Below are 26,577 nucleotides of genomic sequence, written 5' to 3'. Positions count from 1 at the left end.
TGTTCTAAATAACCATTAAAAATAAAATAAGCTATTAAAGAATCTTTATTACAGTAGAAATATTTTTAACCATATACTTTCTATACTAAAACACTCAACATTGGGTAAAGAAAAGAAAGAGGTGAAAAAAATGAAGAAAAATGAAAAACTACTGTTGAAAAAAATGAACATAAAACAGCAAAGAGAAGTAGCTGCTCAGCTTGAAGACGTACTGGATTCCTTACTGTCCCTTGAAGAAAAATTATGCTCAGCACCTGATAATAGCGAGTGGCTCTCTTTACAAGCTCAGCTTGAAAAAAGAGAACATGAGCTGAAATTCAAGCATAAAATGCTGTGCGAAGAATGGACAGCACTATAAAAGACAGGCATTTTGTCTGTCTTTTATTGCATCTAAATTTTCATCACTCGAATAGGGCTAACCATCAAAATAGCTAAAATAATCATAAGGTAAGGGTTTACGTAATAAAACATGCCAAGCAGGGCGATAATTAGAGCGGGAAAAGGAATAGGAAGCCCTATAAAATAACCCATGGTTGGATTTGCACTAAATTTAGCTAATCTTAATGCGCCCATGCTTGGATAAATCATAAAAGCGAGTACGGTTAGCCAAGAGTGGGGAGAAAGAGTATGAAATAGCATTGCAGGCGCTACGCCAAAGCTTATAATATCAGCCAAAGAATCTAGCTCTACACCAAACTCACTGTTTACTTTCAGCTTTCTCGCAATTTTGCCGTCAAATAAATCGAAAAAAGCGGCTAGAAAAATAAAAAGAGCAGCTAAGCGTTCGTAGCTATTCATATTAAAAGCTATGGAAAATACGCCGCTTAGCAAATTTCCAATCGTAAAGAGATTCGGAACCCATTTTAACAGTCGAAGAATCAATGTCATACAACCGCCTTTCACTGTGTGTACGATTAGTGTAACTGTTAAATCGGATTATTATGTGAGGTGTTAGATAAAAAAGAAGGTAGTATTGAAACCTGGCTGTCGTTCCTGTAATATATATCGTATAATACGATAATAACTAAAAATACGATATAAAGGAGTATGATCATGAAAGTAGAGGAGTTAAACAGCTATTGGACGTCTATTTATTATCATTTGCACTATACGCATCAAGAGAAAATTACACACCAAACAATACGTCTTTTACAGCATATAGATAAATCAGCTTCGGTTGGAATAAAAGAAATTGCGGATTATTTACACGTTTCGCATAATACGGCATCTGAACACGTAAAGAGAAATATTGATAAAGGGTATGTATATAAAAATAGAGATATCCATGATGAAAGAAAAGTAATTCTGCATTTAACAGAAGCAGGAAAAGACCTATTAAAACGGAATTCAAGCTTGGATGAAGAAAAAGTATCAGCTATTTTACGTGAAATGACAACATCTGAAAAACAGCTGATTCAACAGGGTTTTCAGTTATTGAGCGAACGTGCAAAACATGTATAGTATCATCAAAATTTTAATGTCGGCTCTTATTATTGCAGGGGTAACAGAAATGGCCAAAAGATTTCCGACATACGGTGGAATTGTGGCTGCCCTTCCAATTGTGAGCTTACTAAGTATTATATGGTTATCAGTGCAAGGAGAAAAAAAGGAAGTGGTCAGTCAGTTTACACTTGGCGTTCTTTATGGACTGCCAGGCACTATTTTACTACTTGCTGTCGTCTATATTTGCTTAAAAAACTCTCTTCATTTGTTTATGAGTTTATCCATAGGAGTTATGTGTTGGGGCCTGTTTTTAGGCCTTCAAAAGATAGTGGTTAAACTAATTACTACATAAACTATTGGAATTTAATCCAATTTTCTGTAAAATAAAAGTCTAAGTGAAAGATAGGAGCTGAGTAGAGTTGAGTTTAGCAGAGAAAAAGTTAGGAATTGACCGAGTTGTTTTTATCGGCAGAACGTTTGAAGAGTATAGAGCTATGTTTAATTTGAATGAAAAGTATTTAAAAGGAAAAAAAGTGTTAGATTGTGCTAGCGGGGCCTGTTCTTTCACTGCTCATGCCATGCAGCAAGGTACGGAGGCTACTAGCTGTGATATTGCCTATAAATTTACGGCAGAAGAGCTTGAAAAGAAAGGAAGCCTGGATTTAATTCATACGATGAATCAAATGCAGCACGTACAGGAACAGTATGTGTGGAAGTATTTTTCGTCTATTGATGATTTAACTGAACATCGAAAAAGAGCACTAAAAGATTGTATTGCTCATATGAAAAAGAACCCCGAAGCCTATCAGTACGGAGCACTTCCTAATTTGCCGTTTCAAAAGAAGGAGTTTGATTTAACGCTTTGTGCAAACTTTTTATTTATGTACAGCGACCGGTTAGATTATACGTTTCATTTAGAGGCTTTAAAAGAACTGATACGCGTTACAAAAGAGGAAGTACGTTTGTTTCCTTTAACGAATTTAAGCGGCAAGATTTCTACCTATTTGCCGCAGCTGTTAGAAGAGATTGCGCCTCTAGTAAAAGGAACAGAAATAGCAGACGTCCCGTATGAATTTCAAAAAGGTGCCAATCAAATGCTGAAAATATATGTATAACAAATATAACGAAAGCCGCTTTTAGTTAAAGCGGCTTTTTAACATTCAAACGTTTTTTGGCAGTTTGAGTATGCTTCGTTATGGTTTCAGATCCAAGCGCTTTAGCTAAACCGAACGAAGGCATATTCACGTATACTGATTCATAATTTCCTGCAGGAATGACGTACGTTTCATGATAAATGCCCACTGCATTCGTTTTTGAAGCCTGTTTATAAAAAGAATTCCAAGCTTTTAAGTGCTGAGGACCTTTGGCATAGGAGGTCAATTGCTCAACTGACTCCCAATATTGAATCAGCGTGATGGTTCTTAAATTAAAAGTTCCTTGCAAAGATAAAAAGCCAAGGTTTTTGTTTGTATACAACTCGCGAATCATAGGAGGCATTGCTTTAAATACAGGGAACCATTTGTGTACGGCTGTCCATTTATTAATGCGCATTCCTATAACAAAGACGACCAACTCCTGACCGGGCTTAGCCATCATACGATTGGAATGAATCATAAATTATGCGCCTCCTCATCATATAATTTATTAATCGTATCTTTGCACCATTCTATCGAAGCACACGTTGTTCGTTTACCGTAGTCTAGGGTAATAAGCCAATACGTTCTGTCGGGAGAAGGGCTGTTAGAAATGCTGTCTTCAATTCCGCAATACATGTGATAACGTTCAGTTAGTTTCTGCTGAGCGTTTTTTAACTGGGAAATTGTGAGCTGCTTTTCTTGCTGACTACTAAAAAAGAGTTTTAACAAAATTTCATTTCTTTCGGAAGGGAGCTGCTTAATAGGTTCACGCAGCCAATCTTGCAGAACTTCTTTTCCCTTAGTTGTTATTACATACTCTTTTTTATCTGGTTTATCAGTTTGAGCAACGGAATTGACCGTTGCTAGTTCATTATTCACAAGCTTTTGTAAAGTGGGATAAATTTGGCCATAACTGATTTTCCAAAAATGATTTAAACTTCGATCCATTAACTGCTTAATTTCATAACCAGTTCTGCATTCCGTGGTAAGCAGTCCTAAAATTGCATATGTTGTTTGATTTTCCTTCATTTATTTTCCTCGCCTATATCTTTTTGATATATATATTACCATAAACAGGATAATATTCAATAAAAAAACGCGAGAGTTATGCACTCTCGCGTCTAAAAAAAGGTTTGTATTGCTGAACCATCATTTGCGAAGCAGCAATAAATAAAAAGATAAAGCCTCCACACATTAGCAACATGACAGCACCTATTCTCCATAAAAGCTTTGGCATCAGCATATCTCCTTTTTTGAAGTTATTACCTATAGTGTAAAGAATAGCTTGCAAAAATTCTAGTCATAACTACATATAATTTTATGACTTTTTTAGACTGACTCTTCCTTTGGATCATCTTCATCAAAAATAGGAACTTCCGTATACGTGTCTTTTTTTTCGAAAGAGGAAGAAGAATTCTCTTTTTCCTCTTGTGCAGGCTTCGTTTTACCAGAAGAAATATCTGATTTAGCGTTTTTTAACTCTTCCATGTCTTTTTGGATTTGGTCCGTGAAATCCTTTGGTATAGCTCCGCTTCCGTATGTAGCTCCGATATTTAAAGTACCGCCGAGTTCTTTAATGCCCACTTGGCCAATATTGTTGTTTTGTTCGTATTTATCAAGAAAAAATTTATCAATATGAATAGGCGGAGGAGCATTTTCTAAAAGTGTGCCTTTTTGGTGAATCAATTTCACTTCTTCTTGAAGGGAAGACGTTCGTTTTAGCATGTCCACCTGTACTTCAGTTAAAAGCGACATGCTGCGTTCTAATGCTGAAACTCTGTTATCTAGTTCGGTCATTTTTTCGATATAGGGAGCCATTTGTTTTTCTACAGATTGTTCTACTAACCGAGTTATATCCATATAAGGTACAGCGTCTATCTTTTTATCGCGAGGGGGTTGCATGGAGATCACTTGTTCCAATTGCGCTACTTTTTCCTTTAAAAATTGAAGCTGGTTAGCAATCTCTTTCTTATCTTTTGCATATGCTTGTTCAGCATTTTTATGAGTGCTTCTTTGTGAAGGTGAAGAATCATTGGAGTGCGAGGGCTGAGCCTCCAGCTTTTTTTTGAGCATTATGAGAGAACCAATTTGCGGTTCGAGTTTTAAAAAACGGTTCATGTGAACTTCAAGCGTGTTAATGCGCTTGATTTGATGTTTGAAGTCCGCTAGCTCAGTATGAAGCTGTTGGTTAGTCTGTTTGGGGTTGAAAAATCCTTTCATAGACATTTCGCTTCTCCTCATCTTGGGCTTATTTCCGATGTAATAACAGTTAGATAAATATATATTGGTCTAGTTTGGAAATTCACGTTAAATTCTTTGCGTTTATAAATGCTTATGTGAACTATTGAATTTCATTCATAAAACTACTAAGCCTTATTCAATGTGAATACGTTCTTCTTGGAAAAACTGCCTGTGATAAGAAAGAATAAGCAGTCCATTTTCAAATTTCGCACGCAGATGATGCGCATCCGTAGGCTCTGGCAATTCAATAATTCGGTTAAAGTCTCCAGAAGGTCGTTCTTGTACAACCGGCTGTCCTGTAATGAGAGGGTGCGGTGAGCCTTTTAACAAAAGCCGGCTGCCTGAAACAGACACGTGCAAATTTTCTTTTAGATAGCCGGGCAAGTCAGCGATAATAATGATTTCATGTGGGGTAACGTAAATGTCAACAGGTGGAAAAGTACTTTTAGAAGCCTGAGGTGCCTGATATGAATCAGGAGCATTCATATCCATATTTTCTTTCATAAATTCGTTAAAAGCAGTTTGATCAAAAACACCGTTCCAAAAGTCATTTGTTTGATATTTTTTAGCAAATTCCATCCACTGCATAAGTTTATCAAAGTCCATATGGTTTCCTCCTTACCACACATCATAAAAAGATGGAATTTGAATATAGTTTGAAAAGGGGGTGGTTTAAATGGCAGGTGCATCTATAAATATTAATATTTTAATGCTAAAGATAAATTCCTTTGAAAATGCGTCTGCAGTAAATATCGGACAGAATTTACTAGCAGACTGGAATAATTCAGATAAAAAAACACAGGGATTTGGGCAAAATTTTGGTGATGATAGCGGCTTTATAGGAACGAGAAGCTGTGTCGATGATCGAGATCAAATTGACAGCCCATCATCTTTTCAAAAAGTGCCCATTTCATAGAAAAAGCCTAATAAATATAGCCAGTTCAGATGCAGGTTATATTTATTAGGCTTCCGATTGAATGCTAATAGACGAATAGATGAAGATATGCTGCTAGTTGTGCGCAGTAGAGGTAGAGGAGATGAAAAAATTAAATTACGCTATTTTTAACTGAGTTTGAATCATTTACATCTGAGTCTATAATCCATGAGAACGGAGTTACGTTCGGAGAAAAATCTCCGTTTGATTCTCCCAGACCTTGATTACGTTTATAAGATACGAACACATCAAGCTGCTGATTAGGTCCTATGCTTAAAACAGATGAATTATCCAAAACGTTCACTTTGAAGGCTTGTAAGTTAATGACCATAGGCGAAAAAATCATATGGTTTCCTCCTTATTTATCATTTTTTGTTGCAAATGCATCTACATAATCATTATCTACAGTTTTGTAAGCAGATCCCGCTGTAAAACATTGATCAGCGTGCTGCTGTCCGAAGGCCTGATTTTTCTTTGCTGTAACATATCTTGTAACTTTTGACGTATTTCCAATAGAAATACTGCTTGCTTGATCAGCACTGCGAACGTTCAATTTTCCTAGGTTGATTTTTGTTGAGTCGAATAGCATATTATTCTCCTTTCAAACGACAGTTCTTCTAAGTCTTTAAAAGCTTATTGTAGCTTCTTTGAAAATATGAATAATACATGGATTCATTCAGAGAGTAGAAGTGGTCTACTGTAGCGTATTGTAGTTCTGTGTAAAACGTGAAAAGATTTTAAAACCTCGAGAGGAAAAGGAGGGAATAATAAAAATGCACGATATTTTACATGCTGTAAACACATCAACAGTAAAAAGTGTGTTGGCAACGATTGTTCATGTAGAAGGATCCTCATATTTAAAAGAAGGAGCGTCCATGCTGTTTCAAGAAAATGGAGAGAACATTGGGATGTTAAGCGCTGGTTGTGTAGAAGCAGATATTGCTGAGCGCGTAAAAGAGTTGTTCGACACTGAGCACGTATTAACCGTTACGTACAATTTAAAAGAAGAAGGTGATGCAGGATGGGGACAAGGAGCAGGCTGCAATGGAATTCTCTATATTCTCCTAGAACCTGTAACTGCGAGGATGAAGCAAAATCTTTTGCGGGTAAAACGTCATTTAGATAACCGAAATCCTGTTTTGCATATTAAAAAATTAGAAAAAAACTTTATTCAAACAACCTCTTTTTATGTAGAAAAGACGGGCGAAATATTTGGTGGAAATAGCGACACATCATCTTTTGCAACAGATGATTGGAATAAGGGAAAGAGCGGTATTCAACTTTCAAATTGCTCCCTGCTCACATATGCTCATCTATATAAACCAAAGCCTCGTCTAGTTATCTGGGGAGCAGGTGCCGATGCAAAATACTTAGTATCACTTGCTGCCAATACGGGGTTTTCTGTTACCTTATGCGACTGGAGACCGGCTTTATGTAATAAGGAACATTTTCCGCTAGCAGAGGAAATACATATTGGATTTCCCGAGGAAGTAGACGAACAGCTGTCCATACAAAGCGATGATTTTGTTGTGATCATGACGCATAATTTTTATCGCGATCAAGAAATTCTCTCGCTATTAAAATCAAACCCTGTGAAGTATATAGGAGTTTTAGGATCTAAAAAGCGAACACTTCGATTATTGAATACTGATATTTCTTCACGCATTCATTCGCCGGTAGGACTTTCTATAGGAGCGGTAGGACCGCAGGAAATTGCTGTTAGTATTCTTGCTGAACTAATTCAAAACCTCCGAATGTATGATGAAAAAAAGGGATGAAAATGTCCGGGTTAAATATTGTTGCTGTTTATCTTGCCGCAGGAGCTAGTAAAAGGATGGGCAGAAATAAACTGCTGCTGCCTTTAGGGAATGGATGTTTGGGAAGTAAAGCTTTACGAAAAGCTGTTTCTTCAAAAGTAAATCATACGATAGTAGTAACTAAGAAAGGAGATCATCTGGAGTGGATTGACCCTATTCTTTTTTCAGAAGCATATCAGCAGAAGTGGAGTCATACTTCTTGTAGTAGCGCCTTAAAAGATCAGTCTGCGTCTTTAAAATGCGGATTAAAAAAAGCAAAAGAATTAAACGCTGATGCTATTATTGTGCTGTTGGCAGATCAGCCTCTTATAAGCATCGTGCTGATAGATACATTTGTTTCTCTTTTTGAAAAACATTTTTCTGTTCCATTTATTTCATCTTTTTATCAAGGAATTTCCAGAGCACCGGTTTTATTTTCAAAACAAATGTTTTCAAGCTTGGATAAGCTGCAAGGAGATCAAGGGGCAAGAAAAATTATAAGACAAAGCGGACCTGAAAATGGAATATTTTACGAATGGACCGACGCTTCCCTTTTTATGGATGTTGATACAAAACAAGGGTATGAACGCATTAAAAAGATATACAAAGAGAAACGTCGACTGTTTTGATTGATGGAGGTGAAAAGAGTGGAGATCATTGGAAAAAGCGTGATTCGAAAAGATGCATTGGAAAAAGTAACGGGTACGGCTCGATACACAAATGATTACATGTTTAAAGGCTCCCTGCATGCCAAAATAGTAGTCAGCCCTTACGCTCATGCAAGGATTCAAGCCATAGACGTCCAAGCGGCGATTGCTATTCCCGGTGTTCACGCGGTTGTGACGGGTGAGCACTTGCCGTTAACCGGGGAAGGAGTTCGTGACCGGCGACCGCTTGCATTTGAAAAAGTGCGTTATCACGGAGAAGCCGTAGTCCTGGTAGTAGCGGAAACTCCTGCACTCGCTGAGCGTGCGGCGAGCTCCGTTCATATTCAATATGAGCCGTTGCCTGTCGTACATTCTCCTAGCGCCGCTATTGAGCCTGATTCTCCTTTAGTGCATGAACATATGCACATCTACAAGCATGATGAAACGGTGTATCCAGAGCCCGGCACCAACGTAGCAAACAGAGTTAAAATTCGAAAAGGCAATATAGAAGAAGGTTGGCAAAAAAGTGAGTTAATAGTCGAAGAAACATTTTCTCTATCTCCTTCAGATCACGCGGCAATGGAAACAAGAAGCGCCGCTGCTGAAATCCTTCCAAATGGATTAGTTAAAATTATCACTTCTTCTCAAGCTCCTTTTATGGTCAAAAAATTAATCAGTGAGTACTTTGAAATTGAAGCGGGAAAAGTGATCGTTGAAACACCGCTAGTAGGAGGAGGGTATGGAGGAAAAGCAGCTGTTCAGCTAGAGCTGCTTGCTTATCTAGCTTCAAAAGCTGTGGGTGGAAGGCTGGTTAAAATATTGAACACAAGAGAAGAAGATATGCTTACTTCGCCTGCTCACGTAGGTCTAGATGCCAAAATCAAGCTAGGTTGTTCTAAAGAGGGACTCTTGCAGGCTGCTGACATTCTTTATTTGTTCGACAGCGGTGCTTACGCAGATAAAGGAACGGACTTGAGTAAAGCAGCAGCAGCTGACTGTACGGGACCTTATCGTCTTGAACATATTTTTTGTGATTCATTATGTGTATATACAAATCACCCTTACGCTTCCCCTTTTCGAGGATTTAGCCATTCGGAACTATTATTTGCGTTTGAGCGCACGATGGACATCCTTGCTAAAAAAGCAGGTATAGATCCTTTGGAGTTTAGAGAAAAAAACGCTATTCTGCCGGGTGATACTACGCCTACGCAAGTACGTTTAACTTCTAGCAGCGTTGGTAACTTACCGGAATGTATTCGTCGCTTGAAGCAGCTAATGAAATGGGAGGAAGGGCAGAGAATAGTTCATGAAAACGGCCTTATTACTGCCAAAGGGATTAGCTGCGTCTGGAAAACCTCCACTATTGAAACAAACGCAGGTTCAGGTGTTATTCTCACATTCAATCCTGATGGAAGCGTGAATTTAATGTCTGGCGTTATTGAATTAGGTACGGGGACCAAAACAGTGCTCGCGCAAATACTGGCTGAAAAATTGCAGATGCCCGTGGAACGTATTCATGTGCGAATGGAAGTAGATACTCAAACGACTCCTGAACATTGGAAAACGGTGGCTAGCAGAGGCACTTTTATGGCAGGAAGAGCGGTTTTAGAAGCGGCTGAAGATGTGATTAACCAATTAAAAAAGATAGCTTCTTGTATATTTCGAGCTTCTGAGGAAGATATCGAAATAAAAAATGAAAAAGTTTTTTTACGGGATGAGCCTGAAACCTCCTTGGCCTTTAAAGAAATTGTATATGGTTATAAATATCCGAACGGAAATGCAATTGGAGGGCAAATCATAGGGAGGGGCAATTATATTTTAAGAGGGATGACCTACTTGGATAAAGAAACGGGAGCTGGGCGTCCCGGTCCTGAATGGACGGTAGCAGCTGAAGGAGTTGAAGTGGAATATAACCCTAGAACGTATAGATATCGTATTGTAAAAGCAGTCTCTGTTATTGACATAGGAACCGTGTTAAACGAGAAAATGGCAAGAGGGCAAGTCATGGGAGCGATGAGTATGGGCCTATCGTTTGCCGGAAGAGAAACATTTTGGTTTGATTCAAATGGCCGTATTTTAAACCCTCAGCTTCGGAAATATCGTCCTCTTCGCTACGGAGAGCATCCGGAGTACGTAGTAGATTTTGTTCATACGCCTCAATTAGATGCGGCCTACGGAGCTAGAGGAGTGGGAGAACACGGGCTGCTTGGTATGCCGGCTTCTTTAGGAAACAGCTTAACGGTGGCAGCAGAAACAGAATTAAACCACCTTCCGCTTATTCCAGAATTAATTTGGAGAATGAAAGAAGGGAATGCTGATGATTTCATTTGACTTTGAATATCACAAACCTGCTACCGTTTCAGAAGCAGTTGCCTTATTTCAAGAGTTAGAGAATCAAGGCAAACAGCCGCGTTATTATGCTGGAGGCACTGAAATTCTGACATTGGGCAGGTTGGGTTTGTTTGTTACCCATGCTGTCATTGATATAAAAAATATACCCGAGTTTCAAAAAGCAGAAGCCGATGAAGACTGGATGATTTTTGGTGCAGGTATAACGTTGACTGAACTGGAAGAGAAAAACTTATTTCCTTTATTAAGTAAGTCTGCTAGCGAAGTGGCTGATCACACGGCTCGAAATAAAATAACGCTGGGAGGAAATATTTGTGGGCATATCTTTTATCGAGAAGCCGTATTGCCGCTCCTTCTAGCGGATAGTCAACTCGCAGTGGCAGATCTCAGTGGAATAAAGCTCCATTCGATTCACGATCTTTTTCAGCGGCGTTTGCAGCTGAAAAAAGGAGAGCTGCTTGTTCAGGTGTTTGTTGAAACAAAGTATGCTGACCTCCCGTATATGAGTATAAAGGAGCGCCAGCAGTGGGATACAGGATATCCACTAGTTACAGTAGCAGCTTTAAAAACAGAAGAAAACATTCGAGTAGCTTTCAGCGGAGTATGTTCGTTTCCTTTTCGATCAGCTGAAGTAGAAGAAGTGCTAAACCAGAAAGACATTCCATTAGAAGATCGACTTCAAACTGCTCTTGATTATATACCGGCTCCAATTTTAAATGATGGAGAAGGATCGGATCGATATCGCAAATTTGTGATTAAAAATTTATTGATTGATATTTTCAAAGAGCTGGGAGGAACGTAATGTGCTAAGAGATGATGGGTATAGAATAACAGTTAAGCTAAAGGTTAATGGGGAAGAAAAAATGGTTGATATCCGAACAGCAGATACGCTGCTTTACGTATTAAGAGAAAAGCTGGGCCTTACCGGAGCAAAACCAGGCTGTTTAAATGGAGACTGCGGAGCTTGTACAGTAGGGATAAATCAGCGGCCAATGAAATCCTGCCTCATGTTAGCGGCAGAAGCAGAAGAGAAAGAAATAATGACTATAGAAGGACTGAAGAGTTCACCTATGCAAAAAGCTTTTATTGAACATTTTGCTTTTCAGTGCGGTTATTGTACATCGGGTTTTATTATGAATGCTCATTTGCTTTCCAAACGCCATCCTTCAGGCAGTGACGATATTATAAAGGAGTGGTTAGCTTCCAATATATGCAGATGTACAGGGTATAAAGAAATTGAAGACGCAGTAAAATCTGTTTTACACTTTTCTGAGCGCGAGTGAGAAAAGAAAAAGCAGAATTAGAATAACACTTACACGTGTTTAGAATAGTATGTGCTAAGGGTGTGGAGAATGTGGAATGGAAAAGCGGCTTTGACAAAGAAAGGGAACTTATCTTTGCCATTCAACGAGATCTTGATGTAGTAACAGCCATATTATTATTAACTGGCCAAATAACAATTATAGGAGTATTTGTGACACCCGGAGCTTTTCGTGTTTCAGTAGGCGGACCTATTACAGGAACCAGTCGCATCGAAGGAAAAGACGGAAATGTGGGAATTAATATTATTATTGATATGATTGATGTGTTTCTTGCGGCTTTGCTGCTTAATAACCAGATCAATGTGTCGGGCGCCTTTATTTCTTCTGGAAGGTTTACCATTAACGTAAGCGGACCTATTTTTGGCGTTCCCAAAACAGAACCTGCATTAAGTGAACTGAATCAATCCTCTCAGTTTTTTCATCGTACCGTATCAAAACATTTTTATGTAAATCCTGACTTAGTTGAAAAATTTACAAAGGACTGATTAAAATGTCATTAACGGATATACCTACAGTAAGACCTTCAGAGACGAGTATTTTTCTTATCGCCCTGCCGCTTATTATTTTTATCTTTTTCTTTACTCAGCCAAAAGCATCAGATGTTAAATAATCATGTAGCATAATGGGTGTTTTATCCTTGGGCACACAAGCTGCTTATTTTTCTGTTCATATCATTGCCCCTTCATTCATTAAGCCCCTAACGCTTTTCTTTTCTGTCATGTTTCATTAAAATGAACATAAACATGTATGTAGAGAAAAGAATAATGTAGTGTTTCCTAACGTTATAAAATAGCTTACTATACGAAGAAAGCGTCTATAATAAAAGAAATGAACCTTTTGCGTGGTCAGCTGACGATGCTTTTTATTTTTACAAACTGCAGTGAAGGCAGAAAGGAGAGAATTCGATGAGTTTGCGCGAGCGGCTGCTGTATGTAGCGGAACATTATAAACAAATGGGTGGAGACGTACTTGTAAAACATGAAATAGAAAATATGCTTACACGCAGGCTTCCGATTTCTCTTTATCGATTGGAGCATATAAATCGAGAAGAAATGCGTATATCGGGACACCACGCTGAAACATTTCCTTACGTGACCCTTGCGAATAAGAATATAGAGAGTGACGTGATGGTCGCGTATTTATTCAGTGAAGACGGTCAGCGTATTTACTTAGTCATGATGAGAGGAGACTCAGAAGAAGGAACAGATCTGAAAGACATTCGATTTTTTACTCCTGAACATGCCCGCGTATTGAAAGATAATCATATTGTCATTGGTACAAGCATGGAAGCGAAAAGCTTTGAGGATAGAGTAGCTCTTTACCTTCCTTACAATATAGCAGACTTACCTAGCAATGATCAGCTGCAAGAGGACTTGCATTTACTGCTAAGTATGCATGAACAGTATATAAAAACATACGGAATGAGCAAAGAGATGATTGGAGACAAAGACGCCATCGTCCATATTCATGAGTATATTAGGAAATCTGGATTTACATATGAACGACATGATATAGCCAACGCCTACTTTGCTTTAAAGACTAAACCGTTTATTGTTTTATCCGGAATGAGCGGGACAGGAAAAACAAAGCTTGCTCAGCTCTTAGCAGATAGTATCGGTGCCACGATTGAAAATGGAAGACAAGTGCTCATTCCGGTTCGACCCGATTGGCACGATAGTTCAGATTTATTAGGATATATTGATTTAAGAGGAGATTTTCGAAGAGGATCGTTTCTGTCCATTATGCAGCAAGCCATTCAGCATCCAGCTTACACATATGTTGCCATATTGGATGAAATGAACTTAGCTCGAGTTGAACATTATTTTAGCGATATTTTAAGCGTGATGGAAAGCAGGAGCTGGTCAAAAGGGAAAATCAAAACGGCTCCGTTATTCCCGGGACATAAGATGTTCCGAGATATTTATTTGCCATCTAATCTTCTCATTATCGGTACAATTAATATGGATGAAACAACTCATGGGTTTAGTCAAAAGTTGTTAGATCGTACCAACACCATTGAGTTAAATAAGATTCAACTAGATTCTTTTGATTTTTTAGATGATAAAGATCCGTCTCAGCACGGCATTCAAAATGTACAAATTCAAAGTCAATATGTTCACTTAAAAGATGCGTATGTTGAACATGCTGAGCTCATTCACGAAGTAACAAATGAACTGCTAACCATCAATGAGATGCTTATAGAAGTCGATTTACAAATAGGTTACCGCGTACGCGACGAAATATGCTTTTATTTAATTTACGCGGTGAAAAGCGGAATGTTTACATTTGATCAGGCGTTTGATTTTCAGGTTTTGCAAAAAGTTTTGCCTCGTATTTCAGGAAGTGATGGGTACACATTTGATTTATTAAAAAACCTTTATTATTACTGTACAAATACGCTGTTAGATGATGAATTTGAGACAGCTGTCGTAAATGCAGATGGAATGAGATTTCCTAAAAGCGCACGCAAAATAATGGAGATGATGAGACGTTTTGAAGTATACGGATACACGTCATTTTGGATTAATACCGTACGTTGAAATTGAAACTGACACGTGTACGGTGGTTATAAAAGGGAAAAATAAGAAAAAAATAAAATCTGCAGAAGAAGTGATGTTTTTTTCTTGTACAGGAAAAGGAATTACACATGTAAAAGTATTAAATCAAACAAAAGGCATGATGACTTCAAAACCGCCGCTTGAGCCTTTATTTTTTGAAAATGAAACCTATCAAATTACAGTTGTTTCTAAAAATCAAACAAGACTGTTTGTTAACCACGATTCAAAAGCAGTTGAACAAAGCTTTCAAAGCGTAGGATTTCCCTACATTTTGACGGGAAATATAAGCTTTCAAAATGAAGTAGGGTATTCTACGTTTCATGTTTACAGCGAAAGAGAAAAAGAGCTCTCCTTTACTCTTGAAATTTTCCCTTCAAAGATGAGCTACAAGACAGACTATGTACACATGGTCGATGAAGTGAACGGATACATTCATGATTTGGCATACGATATGCTTCGTAAAACATATATTCAAGCCAAATCTGTTTGGTCTAAGCAAGCAACATGGACAGAATTTTATCATGTTCTCTCTCACTATATGAAACCCTTTCTTCATTCTGTGCGTCAGATTGAAAATCAGCCGTTTCAATCGGTAAAAGTTGAACATGAGCTCATGAGAGGCGATCAAATAAAAAAACAAGATAGCCGTGCTATATCTTTTGTCCGAACCCACCCTACCTATCTTGCACCTTCAAGCAGGGGGATTAAAATTAATCGAAATATAAAAGTAGTACCCACAAAAGCGATTGGCACCAGGCATGTGTCTACCTATGATAATCTGGAAAATCAAAGTGTAAAATGGATGATGACGCAGCTGTATCATAAGCTAACTGCCCTAATTGACAAATTGATAGAAGATAGATATGTAAAAAAAGAAGCCGTATCGGCTCTAGAAACTAATCATGCCGAATTAAAAAGACTGTTAAATAATGCGTTTTGGCAACGGGTGAAGACCCTACAAGCTTCAACTCTTCCTCCTACACTGCGTACGGCACCCCGCTACCGGGAAGCAAGCAGATACTTTATGTTCTTAACGCGAGGGTTGGCTCTTAACGGAGAGTTTTACCACCTTTCATTAAAAGATATCGCAACTCTCTATGAATACTGGACGTATGTTAGTCTTTTAAAGAAGTTGCAAACTTACGGCAAACGGATAGAACAAAACATCATGACAACGACAGAACAAGGGTTGAACGTCAGGATGCAGCCGTCTTATCATCGTTTTCAAGTGGGGAAAGCAGAAGTCACGCTATGGTATCAGAAAGCATACCATCATACTCATACCGTTATTCAAAAGCCTGACTTACTGCTTGAAGTAAAGCAAGGGGAGAAAAAAAGTGTATATCTTTTTGACGCTAAGTATCGTATCAAACCAAATCACGATACGCCTTCACCTAGAGAAGAAGATATTAATACCATGCATCATTACCGAGACGCTATTGTAGAGGAAAATGGAATAAAACCGGTACAAACAGCGATTGTGCTGTTTCCAGGGAAAGCAAAGAGCTATAAGCAGCATCATTTTTATAAAAGTATTGAACGTGTTGGAGTTGGTGCGCTGCCTTTTTTGCCGGGAGAAGAAGGGTTAGTAGAAGAATTTATTGAAGCTATTTGTACGGTAGAACCACATTTTTTCAGCGCTGAGTAGGTGAATAGATAGAAAGTGAACAAGTCTTTTTTTATGCGTTGACATAGTGTTAAGTTTTTTATGTTTTGATGACATTTCGAGATTTTAGTTGTATTTTCCTGTTGAATTTTCTAGAATAGTAGAGAATAAAACCGTATCGAAAAGAAGTCGTATCATGTGCAGAGAACGTTTCAGGAGGACAACGAAGTGAAAAAGATTCTACTATTCACGTTAGTAGCGCTATTGGCAACTTTTTTTATTGACAGGGTATACAGCGAACGCAACCAAGCGCAACTTCAGCAAACTGTAATTAATGAAATTAAAAAAACAAATCAAAGTAAAGAAGAAGCTTCCATCCTTGATTTTAATGAATTATGTGATTTTAGATGGGATAAAGTATATGTTTTTGGACCGGAAACGACTCGCAGTGAGGTAAATGAAAAGCTGGGCTTCACGTGGTCTGAAGCAAAAGCAAAAGGTATTGGAAAAGATAAAAAAGATAACTTTATTGTCTTTGTAGAAAATAATCAAGTAACGCAATATTTAAAAATACCGGCGTCATATGGAACTATTGTTCCTAAGACTTCTGTTGCAAATGAAAGCTAACGAATTTCTTCGTTAGCTTTTTTATGCTTTCTTTTTTAAGGATGAAGTTTTTTTCTCTGCTGTTGATTTTGTCGGATGTAAAGTAGAAGGATCTATGCTCACTTTTAACATTTCCATTAAATGTCGAATATCTCGTTCTTCGCTTCCGCTGCCTTTTGTAACTTCGCCTTGATTTATTTTTTGTTGAATGACGTTTTGTAAGGCGTCTCGGTAGTTGTTTTTGTAAATAGATGGATTAAAAGAAGTAGATAGCTTATCAATTAATTCCACCGTCACTTGTGTATCACTTTCATTAATGGAAGAAGTACTGGATAAGTTAGGCACATCTGTGACTGAACGAAGCTCTTCTTCAAAATGCATTGTGTGAAGAACAAGAGATCCGCCCATGGAACGAATAATTGCCATTTGCTGTTTGGAATATAAAAATACATCCGCAATACCGACTTTATTCGTTATTTCAAGTGCATTTAATAAAGTATAATAAGCTTTTAGGCTTGTTTCCCCAGGAGAAATATAGTAGGGCTTATCAAAAAACAGGGGATCAATGTCATCTAACGAAACAAAGTGTAACAATTCAACGGCTTTGTTTGCTGTAAAGGGCTCTTTGACACTGTCGATTTCCTGTTGTGAAAGTACAACAAACTGACCGGTCGCGGTTTCGTATCCTTTAACCAGTTCATCGGATTCTACTTCTCGTCCACACGTTTGGCAATGTTTTTCTTGATGAATAGGTGTATGGCAAACGGAGTGTAGCGTGCGCAGCTTTACATCTTTTTCTTCAATTGCTCCGTGCAGTTTAATAGGGATATCAATTAATCCAAAGCTGATTTTACCTTTCCAGGCAGTATGAAGCATAAACGTTCTCCTTTTCCTCTTTTTTAGTAGTGTGCCGTAAAATAAATTAGATATCCCATTGTTTTGAAAAGAAGAATATTCTTAAAAAACTATGTGCTAAATAAACAATTAAATAGTTCCAATAAAGCTGCAGAGACAACATCTGCAGCTTTATTGGAAATCAATAGGGACTATTTGCTGATTAGATTCATTTGTCTCATGTTTAGAAATCGTAATTTCAAGGATTTCGTTACTAAATGTAGCGGTAATTTTTTTATTCATCAATGGAAATGGAAAGTCGATTGTACGTTCAACGCTTTCTTCCATTTGTTCTCTTGCAAGCGTTCCTTGCTTTTCATCATGAAATTCTCTAATGCAGTATTTTTTGGCTGTCAGCTGTAAGTGGTCAGCTTTTATTTGAACGATAATATCCTTAGGGTGATACCCTAATAATTCAGCTTCGACAATAAATGATTGTTCTGTTTCAAATAAATCTATACGAACGGAATCATAATCTAAATAACTCATAAAGGGATTTGAAAGCATGACTTCTAACAACTCTTGAAAGCCTTTTACAAACATTTGGTCTGCTGGCAGACGCTTGTTTTTCATTTCTGCGTTCCTCCATTATTTAAACTGTTTCACTTTACTATCATATGCGCGTTTATGTACTTAGTGAACTCCTGCGCAAAGAATAAGCTTGAAGTACTAGCTGTCTTTTCTACGCATAAAAAAGCAAGCTCTATAGAGAGCTTGCCGCTGTTTTACATATCATGTCCGCTATTGTGTTTTTGGCGAGAATGCTTACGGTTTTTTACTTTATGAGATCCGCTTAGCGGTTCTGGCTGTCCAGAATTGCTTTTTGGCGCATTTCTTCTGATGTCTTTGCTGCTGTTTTTGTTCATAGTTAAAGCCTCCCTTTCATTTATTAGGGTAGGATAGTGACAGGAAATTTATCCGATGAAAAATTCCCCTTTCTAAAAATAGGTTTAACAAAAACAGGAAATGGGAACAGGAAAAAAGCGTCATATATAATGACGCCTTCTCGTTAGATTTCATGGAGTTAAACGATTTTGCTTTTCTAACTAGTGATTAGTATATCCAATAAGAGATTGTTTTATTGATTTTTTTTGCGTTTTTTATTATTTTGTTTCTGTTGTTCCGTTAATGGTTCATTTGAAAACTCTTCATTATAACCCGCTCCTTTTCCTTGAGCGCTAGCCGCGTTAGCTCCAGGAATGACGTGGTTTGACTTACGTTTAGCCATGTTGAATCACCTCCGTTTCTAGCATGCGTAAAAATCAATGAAATATGAATTATTAGAAAAATAAAAGGAGAATGGAAAAAGGTTATAAGTGAAACTTATGTTAATTAATAACATTCTTTTTATTTACTTATGTATAATATTATATTAAGATAGATGGTGAAGGGAATAGAGGATGGGGTAAGTAAATCCTTTATACATAGAATTTTAAGGGGGTAAAAGCAATGACTAAAAAAGACGTTTTCAACGCTCGTTCGTCATTCGATCTTAATGGCAGCACATATAATTATTACCGCTTACAAGCTTTAGAGGAAGCAGGTTTAGGTAATGTATCTAAGCTGCCGTATTCAATTAAAGTATTATTAGAATCTGTTCTTCGTCAGGTAGATGGCCGTGTTATTACAAAAGAACACGTCGAAAACCTTGCAAAATGGGGAACAAAAGATATTAAAGATATCGATGTTCCTTTCAAACCATCTCGTGTTATTCTTCAAGATTTCACTGGAGTTCCAGCGGTTGTAGACTTAGCGTCACTTCGTAAAGCAATGGCTGATTTAGGAGGAGATCCTGACAAAATCAATCCAGAAATTCCAGTAGACCTCGTTGTCGACCACTCCGTACAAGTTGATAAAGCAGGTACAGCTGACTCATTACGAATTAATATGGACCTCGAGTTTCAACGTAATACAGAGCGCTATAATTTCTTAAGCTGGGCTCAAAAATCATTTAATAACTATCGTGCAGTGCCACCAGCTACAGGTATCGTGCACCAAGTAAATTTAGAATATTTAGCAAACGTTGTTCATGCTGTTGAAGAAGATGGTGAATTTGTAGCTTTCCCTGATTCTCTAGTAGGTACTGACTCTCATACAACGATGATTAATGGTATCGGTGTTTTAGGATGGGGTGTTGGCGGTATTGAAGCGGAAGCAGGTATGCTTGGTCAACCTTCTTATTTCCCAGTTCCTGAAGTAATCGGTGTTAAACTTGTTGGTGAATTACCAAACGGCACTACAGCTACAGACTTAGCGTTAAAAGTTACGCAAGTGCTTCGTCAAAAAGGAGTAGTCGGAAAATTCGTGGAATTCTTCGGTCCTGGCGTAGCAGAACTTCCATTAGCTGACCGTGCAACAATCGCTAATATGGCTCCTGAATACGGTGCAACATGTGGATTCTTCCCAGTTGACGCAGAAGCATTAGCATATATGCGTTTAACAGGAAGAGATGAAAAAGACATTCAGGTTGTCGAACAATATACAAAAGCAAATGGTTTATTCTTCACACCAGAAAATGAAGATCCAATTTTCACTGACGTTGTTGAGATTAACCTTGCTGAGATTGAAGCAAATCTTTCTGGTCCAAAGCGTCCGCAAGATTTAATTCCACTTTCTCAAATGCAAACAGAATTCAAGAAGGCTTTAACAGCTCCTGTTAGCAACCAAAGCTTCGGACTTGATGCTAAAGACGTGGATAAAGAAATTACGTTTAAGCTTGGAGACGGTTCAGAAACAACAATGAAAACAGGTGCCATTGCCATTGCGGCTATCACAAGCTGTACGAACACATCAAATCCTTACGTATTAGTAGCAGCTGGTTTAGTTGCGAAAAAAGCGGTAGAAAAAGGATTGGATGTTCCAGCTTACGTGAAAACTTCTTTAGCACCAGGTTCAAAAGTAGTAACGGCTTACCTGCAAAATTCAGGGCTGCTTCCATACTTAGATAAAATCGGCTTTAACATCGTAGGTTATGGCTGTACGACTTGTATCGGTAACTCTGGTCCATTAGAAGCTGAAATTGAAGCAGCGATTGCAGATAGCGACTTGCTTGTAACGTCTGTTCTTTCAGGAAACCGTAACTTTGAAGGACGTATTCATCCATTAGTAAAAGGTAACTACCTTGCTTCTCCGCCGCTTGTTGTAGCATATGCACTGGCTGGAACAGTAGATGTAGATTTACAAAAAGATCCAATCGGCATTGATACAGACGGCAATGAAGTATTCTTTAGCGACATCTGGCCTTCTCAAGATGAAATTAAAGAAGTTGTTAGCCGTACCGTAACGCCTGAATTATTCCGTAACGAGTATGAGCGCGTATTCGATGATAACGAACGCTGGAATGAAATTAAAACAAGCGAAGATGCGCTTTATACGTGGGAGAATGATTCAACGTACATTCAAAACCCACCTTTCTTTGAAGGCTTATCAGAAGAACCAGGTGAAGTAGAACCGTTAAATGATCTTCGCGTAGTAGCGAAATTTGGTGACTCAGTGACAACGGATCACATTTCACCAGCGGGTTCAATTGCAAAAACATCACCTGCAGGTCTTTACCTTCAAGAAAACGGTGTAGAGCCAAAAGACTTTAACTCATATGGTTCTCGTCGTGGTAACCATGAAGTGATGATGCGCGGTACGTTTGCAAACATCCGTATTAAAAACCAAGTAGCTCCTGGTACAGAAGGCGGCTGGACAACGTACTGGCCAACAAATGACGTAATGAGCATTTATGATGCTTGTATGAAATACAAAGAGCAAGATACAGGTCTTGTTGTACTTGCAGGCAAAGATTACGGCATGGGAAGTTCTCGTGACTGGGCAGCAAAAGGAACAAATCTTTTAGGTATTAAAACAGTAATCGCTGAAAGCTTCGAGCGTATTCACCGTTCAAACCTAGTATTAATGGGTGTTTTACCTCTTCAATTTAAAGATGGTGAAAGCGCGGATACATTAGGTTTAACTGGAAAAGAAACAATTGCAGTAGCAGTTGATGAAACAGTAAAACCACGTGATTTTATAAAAGTAACAGCAACTGATGAAGCTGGAAATAAAAAAGAATTTGAAGTACTGGTTCGTTTCGATAGTGAAGTTGAAATTGATTACTATCGCCACGGTGGTATCCTTCAAATGGTGCTTCGTGATAAATTACAGTCTAAAACACATGCGTAAGTTATAAAGAAAAAGAGCGGTTCTCGTGAGCCGCTCTTTTTTTATGCAAACGCACCGTTTTCGACAAAAAGTGAGAGGGGAATATGCTATATTATAAAAGAAAATGCCCTATAAAAGGATTATTTTAGTAGATATTGCACATATCTATTAGTACATAGATTATCACTTTTTAGAAGAAATAAAGGAGCCGATCATATGGTTAAAAAAATAATTGCGGTCTTGCTTCTAGTAGGCTTTCTTAGCTACGCACTTTGGCAAGGGCTTTCTCCAAATGAAGCATCCGATAATTCTAACTTAAGCGAATACAAGGATTTAAATATCAAAAAAGGCGATAGTGCTCGTCAGGCTTCGGGTCAAGCTTATGGGTTGGAACCAAAAGATACAGCGCCTCCGTTTACACTGTCAGATACGAGCGGGAAATCTGTTCAATTATCGGACTTTAAAGGAAAAAAAGTCATTTTAAACTTTTGGGCAACATGGTGTCCGCCATGTCAAAAAGAAATGCCCGATATGCAAGCTTTTTACGAGAAATATGGAAACGATGTACAGCTGCTTGCGGTTAATTTAACTTCGTCGGAAGGCAGTAAACAGGCAGTATCTAAGTTTCTTAAAGAAAAACAGTTTACGTTTCGTGTATTAGTGGACGACCAAGATAATGTAGGAAGTAAAAAATATCGAGTCTCCACCATTCCGACATCTTACTTTATAGATGAAGAAGGGAAAATTGTTCAAAGAGTGAATGGTCCAATGACGCTTAAACAAATGGAAAACTTTGCTCAACAAGCAGCGAATTAACTTCGCTGCTTGTTTTATTAAACATGAAACTTATTTACTATATCATCGTATATATAGATAAGTCATTAAACATGTCAAACTTTCTTACAACTTTTCAAAAAAGTATGTTTACTTATCTGACAAATTGGTTACAATATAGATAGTTATATGATATCAGTTTCTTTAGATTTTTCAGATTTTTCATAAAAATTACATAAAGTAGGTGTTGTAATCATGAGAAAATTACGCAAACGTTCATTTGAAGAGTTAGTGCAAGAAAATAAAACGCAGCTGTTAAAAGATCAGTCAGAAATTGAACGCATTGAAATGGAAATTGAAAAGCGGTTAGAAGATCGTATGCTTGAAAGAGCTGAATAACTTTAAAGTAAGTTGGTTAGAGTAACGGTGAGGAGGGGATAAGCATGGGAAATCCTAAAAAACAAAGCAAACCTTTTGTTCCGAATCACATCGGCACTCAACCGAGAGAAGCTGGTGGAAATAACGGAAAACAAATGCAAGATAAATCCGGCAAGCATCCTCAAGTTATTCAAACCAAAGGTGAGTGAATAAAAAGTCGCTGAATTCAGCGACTTTTTATTATTTGAATTCTACCGTGAATAAATAAACGTAAGGATTGGTCGAAATAAGCTCTTTAACGACTTCTTCATCGTCGGTTGAAAGCGGAGCAACTCGTATGCCACTGCCATCGTCACCAAATAAAGCAGCAACTGGATATGTTTTATTCATTTTTACCGTTTGTTTTTTCTCTAATCCAATAAAGGAATAGCCGTTCATTTTTTTTGGCTTTTCCGCTTCTATTCCTAGGTTTGTATCGTTGCTGCCTACATTAAACATAATTTTGTGAGTATTATCATCGATTTTATATGTAATAGCAAACATGTCAAATTCTTTTGAAACAGTCAACCCTCCTGAAAATAAAGGTTCTTTTGCTTTTCCCTTTTCGTAATAAGTAGCTTTTACATAAGCTTCTTTTGCGTCACTAGGAGCTTTCACATCGTATGCAATGATATTGCTTTTGTAGTCCAGGTTTGTCACAGCTAACATTTTTTCTTCATGTCTTGAGTAATGATGAGGCTTCATAAAGGCACTTGCTGTCAATTTTGATGCCAATGAGGTTTGCGACATAAAAAATACGGCAAGCACTGCAATAAAGATGACGCTTAGTAATGTTATCATTCGTTTAGTCATAGAGATTCCCCCTTTGTATGTATATATTACCATATTATGTATGTTTTATATATACATTTTAACTTGATTATAATTATATTATGTAAACTAAAATCATTTTTTTCCACTTATAGAGATGAACAAATCCGGCATACTACAATTGTAACAAAGTTATTTTGAGGAGGAAGATACAATGGCATGGAATAAACCGAATCCAGACGATCGCAGTGATAACGTTGAAAAATTACAAACAATGGTGCAAAATACAATGAAAAACATTGAAGAAGCAGAAGAAGCTGCTGCATGCAGCAATGAAGAAGAGCGTCAGCGCATTCAGCAAAAAAATCACAATCGCGAAGTAAGTATCGAAGCAATGCGCAGCGAAATAAAAGATGAGTCAGAAGCTCGTCAAAATGGTTACGAAGGTACGATTTAATAAATAAAGCAACGACAATAAGCAGCTAAAAATAAACGGTTTTAGCTGCTTTCTTTCTATATTTTTTTAGTAAGTCAATACTAATACAAACTAGCGAAGAGGTTTATGTAGGTGAAAAAGCACGTGAAAAAGAAAGTAGTAAGGATTTTGATCAGTTTACTTGTCGTCTTGATTATTGTGGGCTCTTATCAAACACATAAGCCTTTGCCTAAAGGAGTTTCATACGAAAGTAAGCCCCACAAAGTAGAAGATGTATTTCTTTTATCAGACCTAACGTATCAAGACCAGCAGACATCTGTTTCTGAACAACATATTTTTCAAGCAGTTACGAATGCGATTGATGACGCAAAAGCTTTTATTATTATGGATATGTTTCTATTTAACGGCTACTATAACCAAGGCGAAACGTTTCCTCACCTTAGTGATACGCTTGCAAGTAAGCTGATTGAAAAGAAACGAAAACATCCTACTATCGAAATCGTCTTTATTACAGATGAAATCAATACAACCTACGGCTCACATGATTCAAAGTGGTTAGATTCACTGCGGCTAAACGGAATCAAAGTGGTGCAAACCAATTTATCTAAGCTCAGAGACTCCATTCCACTGTATTCTGCAGTGTGGAGAACTTTTATTCAGTGGTTTGGTGAAAAAGGAAACGGCTGGATAACAAATCCGTTTGGTACCAATGCGCCTAAAGCGACGGTCCGTGCTTATTTAAAGTTGTTAAATGTAAAAGCTAATCATAGAAAAGTAGTAGCAACAGATCAAAGCGTTATTATCTCCTCTGCCAATCCTCATGATGCAAGTTTTTATAATTCTAACATGGCCTTTGAAGTAAAAGGGAATATCATTGGAGATGTGGTGAAAAGTGAACAAGCGGTGTCAGATTTTTCTTACGGAGGAAAGTTACCTCGGTACAAGAAGAAAGAAAAAGAAAAGGGAGACCTCTATGTTCAGCTGTTAACAGAAAGCAAAATCTATAAGCACGTATTACATGATTTACGTCATGCTAAAAAAGGAGACGATGTATGGCTTGGCATGTTTTATCTTGGAGATCGAGACGTAATAAAGGCGCTTTTGAAAGCTTCCAAACAAGGCGCAAACGTACGATTAATTTTAGATCCTAATGAAAATGCGTTTGGAAGAAAAAAGTTCGGACTGCCTAACCGTCCAGTAGCAGCAGAACTTGTGAAAAAATCTAAAGGCAATATTAAAGTTCGCTGGTATCATACGGGAAAAGAGCAATATCATCCTAAAACTTTATTTATTCGGAACAAAAGAAAGGCAACGATTATTGCAGGAGCAGCAAATTTCACAAAACGAAATTTAGATGACTTGAATTTAGAAACGGATATTAAAGTATCAGGACCTTCTAACAAAAAGGTTATGACCGAACTAAACGCTTATTTTGACCGTTTATGGACAAATAACGACTACACATATACACTTCCTTATAAAAAGTATGAAAATAAGATGACGCGGCTGGAAACACTGATATATCGCATTCAAAATGTGCTTAGTCTTACAGCATATTGAGTTACAACCAAACTAGTAGGAGTATATTCTCCTTATATGGTAAGATAAAACAGGAACAGTGCAAGAGGAGGTAGAATCATGCTAGTGTCGAAGAAAGAAATCGAAGTGCGCTATGCAGAAACCGATCAGATGGGCGTTGTGTATCATGCTAACTATTTAGTATGGATGGAAATAGGTCGAACGCAGTTTATTAGTGATTTAGGTTTTAGCTATGCACAAATGGAAAGAGACGGTGTGCTGTCGCCAGTTATTGATATACAGGCTTCATATAAAAAGCCGCTTCATTATGGCGAGACAGCTGTAGTACATACTTGGGTTGAGAACTATGACGGTCTACGCGTTGTGTACGGCTACGAAATTTTTAATTCAAATGAAGAACTTGCGTTAACAGGAACATCGTCACACGTATGTGTGAAAAAAGAAAACTTTAAGCCTATTTCGATTCGCCGTAATTATCCGGAATGGCATAAAGCCTATGAAGATGCCAAAAAGCAAGGTTAAGCGCAAGAATAAAAAGCATCGATAAATCGATGCTTTTTTTCTTACGCTTCGTAATGAAAGTCAGGTTCTTTTGTTTCTTCATTATAATTTACGGTCAAATCATGACCGTCAAAGTACCAAAGGTCTTCATCTTCTACGAAGAATGTTAAACCGTCAACTTTTGTTTCAACGCCAACGTTTTTAGGAGAATCTGTGTTTACACCTAAAGAAAAACCTTTTTGAACGTTGCTGCATCCGCCGTAGCGAACAAAAAAGCGAATTGTTTCGTTTCCTTCTAGCATCATTTCATCTTTGTACCACGTAGCTGCTGCTTCTGTTACTGTTAATTTCATTAATTATGCTCCTTCCAATACTGCGGATACATTTATTATAGTAGAAAGGTAGATAAATTACCAATATATACGAATCCAGCTAGGAAGGAATGTGATAAAATAAAA

35 protein-coding genes are annotated in these 26,577 nt (G+C 37.7%); 21 read left to right on the top strand and 14 right to left on the bottom strand.

All coding sequences use genetic code 11. The annotated features are described in order from the left end of the window. Positions 1-130 precede the first annotated feature (130 nt). Complete coding sequence (locus ACFX4W_RS26380; RefSeq protein ID WP_016764339.1) at positions 131-358, top strand: hypothetical protein; 228 nt, start codon at positions 131-133, stop codon at positions 356-358. Positions 359-390: 32 nt separating this feature from the next. On the opposite strand, the gene pssA is transcribed toward ACFX4W_RS26380, so the two are convergent. Next, a complete protein-coding gene (pssA, locus tag ACFX4W_RS26375) occupies positions 391-882 on the bottom strand; it encodes a CDP-diacylglycerol--serine O-phosphatidyltransferase (RefSeq protein WP_176521268.1) in 492 nt (163 codons plus the stop codon). A gap of 171 nt (positions 883-1,053) precedes the next feature. Between pssA and ACFX4W_RS26370 the strand changes: the two genes are divergently transcribed. The 3 genes from ACFX4W_RS26370 to ACFX4W_RS26360 all read left to right on the top strand — a co-directional run bounded on the left by ACFX4W_RS26370 (position 1,054) and on the right by ACFX4W_RS26360 (position 2,558). Further along, positions 1,054-1,461 carry a MarR family winged helix-turn-helix transcriptional regulator gene (locus tag ACFX4W_RS26370; protein WP_162214341.1) on the top strand — a complete coding sequence of 136 codons (408 nt, stop codon included), beginning with the start codon at positions 1,054-1,056 and terminating at the stop codon, positions 1,459-1,461. Then, on the top strand, positions 1,454-1,795 hold the full coding sequence (locus tag ACFX4W_RS26365; protein ID WP_114895586.1) for a DUF3147 family protein: 342 nt from the start codon (positions 1,454-1,456) through the stop codon (positions 1,793-1,795). Before ACFX4W_RS26370 ends, ACFX4W_RS26365 begins: the two co-directional genes overlap by 8 nt. Positions 1,796-1,862: 67 nt before the next feature. Beyond that, positions 1,863-2,558: an SAM-dependent methyltransferase gene (locus ACFX4W_RS26360; RefSeq protein WP_162214340.1), complete on the top strand. Its 696-nt coding sequence runs from the start codon at positions 1,863-1,865 to the stop codon at positions 2,556-2,558. A gap of 25 nt (positions 2,559-2,583) precedes the next feature. On the opposite strand, the gene ACFX4W_RS26355 is transcribed toward ACFX4W_RS26360, so the two are convergent. From ACFX4W_RS26355 to ACFX4W_RS26335, 5 genes are all read right to left on the bottom strand, one after another. Continuing rightward, entirely contained in the window at positions 2,584-3,057 is a 474-nt protein-coding gene (locus ACFX4W_RS26355; RefSeq protein ID WP_043982854.1) for a DUF4188 domain-containing protein, read from the bottom strand. After that, positions 3,054-3,608: a PadR family transcriptional regulator gene (locus tag ACFX4W_RS26350; RefSeq protein WP_016764331.1), complete on the bottom strand. Its 555-nt coding sequence runs from the start codon at positions 3,606-3,608 to the stop codon at positions 3,054-3,056. The genes ACFX4W_RS26355 and ACFX4W_RS26350 overlap by 4 nt, the downstream gene beginning before the upstream one ends. 76 nt (positions 3,609-3,684) lie before the next feature. Beyond that, entirely contained in the window at positions 3,685-3,816 is a 132-nt protein-coding gene (locus ACFX4W_RS26345; RefSeq protein WP_013057274.1) for a hypothetical protein, read from the bottom strand. A gap of 92 nt (positions 3,817-3,908) precedes the next feature. Continuing rightward, positions 3,909-4,805 (bottom strand): hypothetical protein, encoded by an 897-nt coding sequence (locus ACFX4W_RS26340; RefSeq protein ID WP_043982852.1) that lies wholly within the window; start codon positions 4,803-4,805, stop codon positions 3,909-3,911. Positions 4,806-4,952: 147 nt separating this feature from the next. Continuing rightward, positions 4,953-5,426 (bottom strand): Hsp20/alpha crystallin family protein, encoded by a 474-nt coding sequence (locus ACFX4W_RS26335; protein WP_043982850.1) that lies wholly within the window; start codon positions 5,424-5,426, stop codon positions 4,953-4,955. A gap of 70 nt (positions 5,427-5,496) precedes the next feature. On the opposite strand from ACFX4W_RS26335, the gene ACFX4W_RS26330 reads away from it, so the two are divergent. Next, positions 5,497-5,736: a hypothetical protein gene (locus tag ACFX4W_RS26330; RefSeq protein WP_013057271.1), complete on the top strand. Its 240-nt coding sequence runs from the start codon at positions 5,497-5,499 to the stop codon at positions 5,734-5,736. 130 nt (positions 5,737-5,866) lie between these two features. Here ACFX4W_RS26330 and ACFX4W_RS26325 read toward each other — a convergent pair whose 3' ends face one another. Beyond that, complete coding sequence (locus ACFX4W_RS26325; protein WP_013057270.1) at positions 5,867-6,100, bottom strand: hypothetical protein; 234 nt, start codon at positions 6,098-6,100, stop codon at positions 5,867-5,869. Between the two features lie 12 nt (positions 6,101-6,112). Then, positions 6,113-6,343, bottom strand: a complete 231-nt coding sequence (locus tag ACFX4W_RS26320; RefSeq protein WP_043982849.1) for a hypothetical protein — start codon at positions 6,341-6,343, stop codon at positions 6,113-6,115. A 184-nt stretch (positions 6,344-6,527) separates the two neighbouring features. Between ACFX4W_RS26320 and ACFX4W_RS26315 the strand changes: the two genes are divergently transcribed. The 9 genes from ACFX4W_RS26315 to ACFX4W_RS26275 all read left to right on the top strand — a co-directional run bounded on the left by ACFX4W_RS26315 (position 6,528) and on the right by ACFX4W_RS26275 (position 16,659). Continuing rightward, complete coding sequence (locus ACFX4W_RS26315) at positions 6,528-7,532, top strand: XdhC family protein (protein WP_043982848.1); 1,005 nt, start codon at positions 6,528-6,530, stop codon at positions 7,530-7,532. Further along, positions 7,529-8,179 carry an NTP transferase domain-containing protein gene (locus ACFX4W_RS26310; protein WP_308115089.1) on the top strand — a complete coding sequence of 217 codons (651 nt, stop codon included), beginning with the start codon at positions 7,529-7,531 and terminating at the stop codon, positions 8,177-8,179. The genes ACFX4W_RS26315 and ACFX4W_RS26310 overlap by 4 nt, the downstream gene beginning before the upstream one ends. A gap of 18 nt (positions 8,180-8,197) precedes the next feature. Further along, complete coding sequence (locus tag ACFX4W_RS26305; protein WP_180976315.1) at positions 8,198-10,528, top strand: xanthine dehydrogenase family protein molybdopterin-binding subunit; 2,331 nt, start codon at positions 8,198-8,200, stop codon at positions 10,526-10,528. Then, positions 10,515-11,348 (top strand): FAD binding domain-containing protein, encoded by an 834-nt coding sequence (locus ACFX4W_RS26300; protein ID WP_377560295.1) that lies wholly within the window; start codon positions 10,515-10,517, stop codon positions 11,346-11,348. Before ACFX4W_RS26305 ends, ACFX4W_RS26300 begins: the two co-directional genes overlap by 14 nt. Position 11,349: 1 nt before the next feature. Beyond that, positions 11,350-11,829, top strand: a complete 480-nt coding sequence (locus tag ACFX4W_RS26295) for a (2Fe-2S)-binding protein (protein WP_043982842.1) — start codon at positions 11,350-11,352, stop codon at positions 11,827-11,829. 71 nt (positions 11,830-11,900) lie between these two features. Further along, positions 11,901-12,353, top strand: a complete 453-nt coding sequence (locus ACFX4W_RS26290) for a hypothetical protein (RefSeq protein WP_029322049.1) — start codon at positions 11,901-11,903, stop codon at positions 12,351-12,353. A 420-nt stretch (positions 12,354-12,773) separates the two neighbouring features. Next, a complete protein-coding gene (locus ACFX4W_RS26285; protein WP_043982841.1) occupies positions 12,774-14,408 on the top strand; it encodes an MrcB family domain-containing protein in 1,635 nt (544 codons plus the stop codon). After that, the gene (locus tag ACFX4W_RS26280; RefSeq protein ID WP_377560293.1) at positions 14,362-16,074 is read left to right on the top strand and encodes a DUF2357 domain-containing protein; all 1,713 of its coding nucleotides are present in this window, start codon (positions 14,362-14,364) and stop codon (positions 16,072-16,074) included. Before ACFX4W_RS26285 ends, ACFX4W_RS26280 begins: the two co-directional genes overlap by 47 nt. A 186-nt stretch (positions 16,075-16,260) precedes the next feature. After that, the gene (locus ACFX4W_RS26275; RefSeq protein WP_013057259.1) at positions 16,261-16,659 is read left to right on the top strand and encodes a hypothetical protein; all 399 of its coding nucleotides are present in this window, start codon (positions 16,261-16,263) and stop codon (positions 16,657-16,659) included. A gap of 21 nt (positions 16,660-16,680) precedes the next feature. On the opposite strand, the gene ku is transcribed toward ACFX4W_RS26275, so the two are convergent. The 4 genes from ku to sspO all read right to left on the bottom strand — a co-directional run bounded on the left by ku (position 16,681) and on the right by sspO (position 18,760). Next, positions 16,681-17,514: a non-homologous end joining protein Ku gene (ku, locus tag ACFX4W_RS26270; protein WP_043982839.1), complete on the bottom strand. Its 834-nt coding sequence runs from the start codon at positions 17,512-17,514 to the stop codon at positions 16,681-16,683. Between the two features lie 150 nt (positions 17,515-17,664). Further along, positions 17,665-18,105 carry an Hsp20/alpha crystallin family protein gene (locus ACFX4W_RS26265; RefSeq protein ID WP_043982838.1) on the bottom strand — a complete coding sequence of 147 codons (441 nt, stop codon included), beginning with the start codon at positions 18,103-18,105 and terminating at the stop codon, positions 17,665-17,667. Positions 18,106-18,257: 152 nt separating this feature from the next. Continuing rightward, positions 18,258-18,398 carry a small acid-soluble spore protein P gene (locus tag ACFX4W_RS26260; RefSeq protein ID WP_013057256.1) on the bottom strand — a complete coding sequence of 47 codons (141 nt, stop codon included), beginning with the start codon at positions 18,396-18,398 and terminating at the stop codon, positions 18,258-18,260. A 212-nt stretch (positions 18,399-18,610) separates the two neighbouring features. Next, positions 18,611-18,760, bottom strand: coding sequence for a small acid-soluble spore protein O (gene sspO, locus ACFX4W_RS26255; RefSeq protein ID WP_013083371.1), 150 nt, complete (start codon positions 18,758-18,760; stop codon positions 18,611-18,613). A gap of 221 nt (positions 18,761-18,981) precedes the next feature. Between sspO and acnA the strand changes: the two genes are divergently transcribed. The 4 genes from acnA to ACFX4W_RS26235 all read left to right on the top strand — a co-directional run bounded on the left by acnA (position 18,982) and on the right by ACFX4W_RS26235 (position 23,042). Beyond that, positions 18,982-21,702, top strand: a complete 2,721-nt coding sequence (gene acnA / locus ACFX4W_RS26250; protein WP_043982835.1) for an aconitate hydratase AcnA — start codon at positions 18,982-18,984, stop codon at positions 21,700-21,702. 195 nt (positions 21,703-21,897) lie between these two features. Further along, the gene (locus ACFX4W_RS26245) at positions 21,898-22,497 is read left to right on the top strand and encodes a TlpA family protein disulfide reductase (RefSeq protein WP_043982833.1); all 600 of its coding nucleotides are present in this window, start codon (positions 21,898-21,900) and stop codon (positions 22,495-22,497) included. Between the two features lie 213 nt (positions 22,498-22,710). Beyond that, complete coding sequence (locus ACFX4W_RS26240; RefSeq protein ID WP_013057252.1) at positions 22,711-22,854, top strand: FbpB family small basic protein; 144 nt, start codon at positions 22,711-22,713, stop codon at positions 22,852-22,854. Positions 22,855-22,898: 44 nt separating this feature from the next. Further along, positions 22,899-23,042, top strand: coding sequence for an acid-soluble spore protein N (locus tag ACFX4W_RS26235; protein ID WP_043982832.1), 144 nt, complete (start codon positions 22,899-22,901; stop codon positions 23,040-23,042). Between the two features lie 31 nt (positions 23,043-23,073). Here the strand turns inward: ACFX4W_RS26235 and ACFX4W_RS26230 are convergent, their stop codons facing one another. After that, the gene (locus tag ACFX4W_RS26230) at positions 23,074-23,685 is read right to left on the bottom strand and encodes a hypothetical protein (protein WP_043982831.1); all 612 of its coding nucleotides are present in this window, start codon (positions 23,683-23,685) and stop codon (positions 23,074-23,076) included. A gap of 172 nt (positions 23,686-23,857) precedes the next feature. Here ACFX4W_RS26230 and tlp point away from each other — a divergent pair, with 172 nt between their 5' ends. The 3 genes from tlp to ACFX4W_RS26215 all read left to right on the top strand — a co-directional run bounded on the left by tlp (position 23,858) and on the right by ACFX4W_RS26215 (position 26,140). Then, complete coding sequence (gene tlp / locus ACFX4W_RS26225; protein WP_013083367.1) at positions 23,858-24,100, top strand: small acid-soluble spore protein Tlp; 243 nt, start codon at positions 23,858-23,860, stop codon at positions 24,098-24,100. A gap of 111 nt (positions 24,101-24,211) precedes the next feature. Further along, positions 24,212-25,639 (top strand): phospholipase D family protein, encoded by a 1,428-nt coding sequence (locus ACFX4W_RS26220; protein WP_377560291.1) that lies wholly within the window; start codon positions 24,212-24,214, stop codon positions 25,637-25,639. Positions 25,640-25,717: 78 nt separating this feature from the next. Next, the gene (locus ACFX4W_RS26215; RefSeq protein WP_028408348.1) at positions 25,718-26,140 is read left to right on the top strand and encodes an acyl-CoA thioesterase; all 423 of its coding nucleotides are present in this window, start codon (positions 25,718-25,720) and stop codon (positions 26,138-26,140) included. 41 nt (positions 26,141-26,181) lie between these two features. Here the strand turns inward: ACFX4W_RS26215 and ACFX4W_RS26210 are convergent, their stop codons facing one another. Beyond that, entirely contained in the window at positions 26,182-26,472 is a 291-nt protein-coding gene (locus ACFX4W_RS26210) for a HesB/YadR/YfhF family protein (RefSeq protein ID WP_013057245.1), read from the bottom strand. Between the last annotated feature and the right edge of the window lie 105 nt (positions 26,473-26,577).

This window comes from Priestia sp. YIM B13489, assembly GCF_042787645.1.
Lineage (GTDB): Bacteria > Bacillota > Bacilli > Bacillales > Bacillaceae_H > Priestia > Priestia megaterium.
Note: the sequence above shows the minus strand (reverse complement) of the source record. Positions and strands in the feature narration are given on the sequence as shown.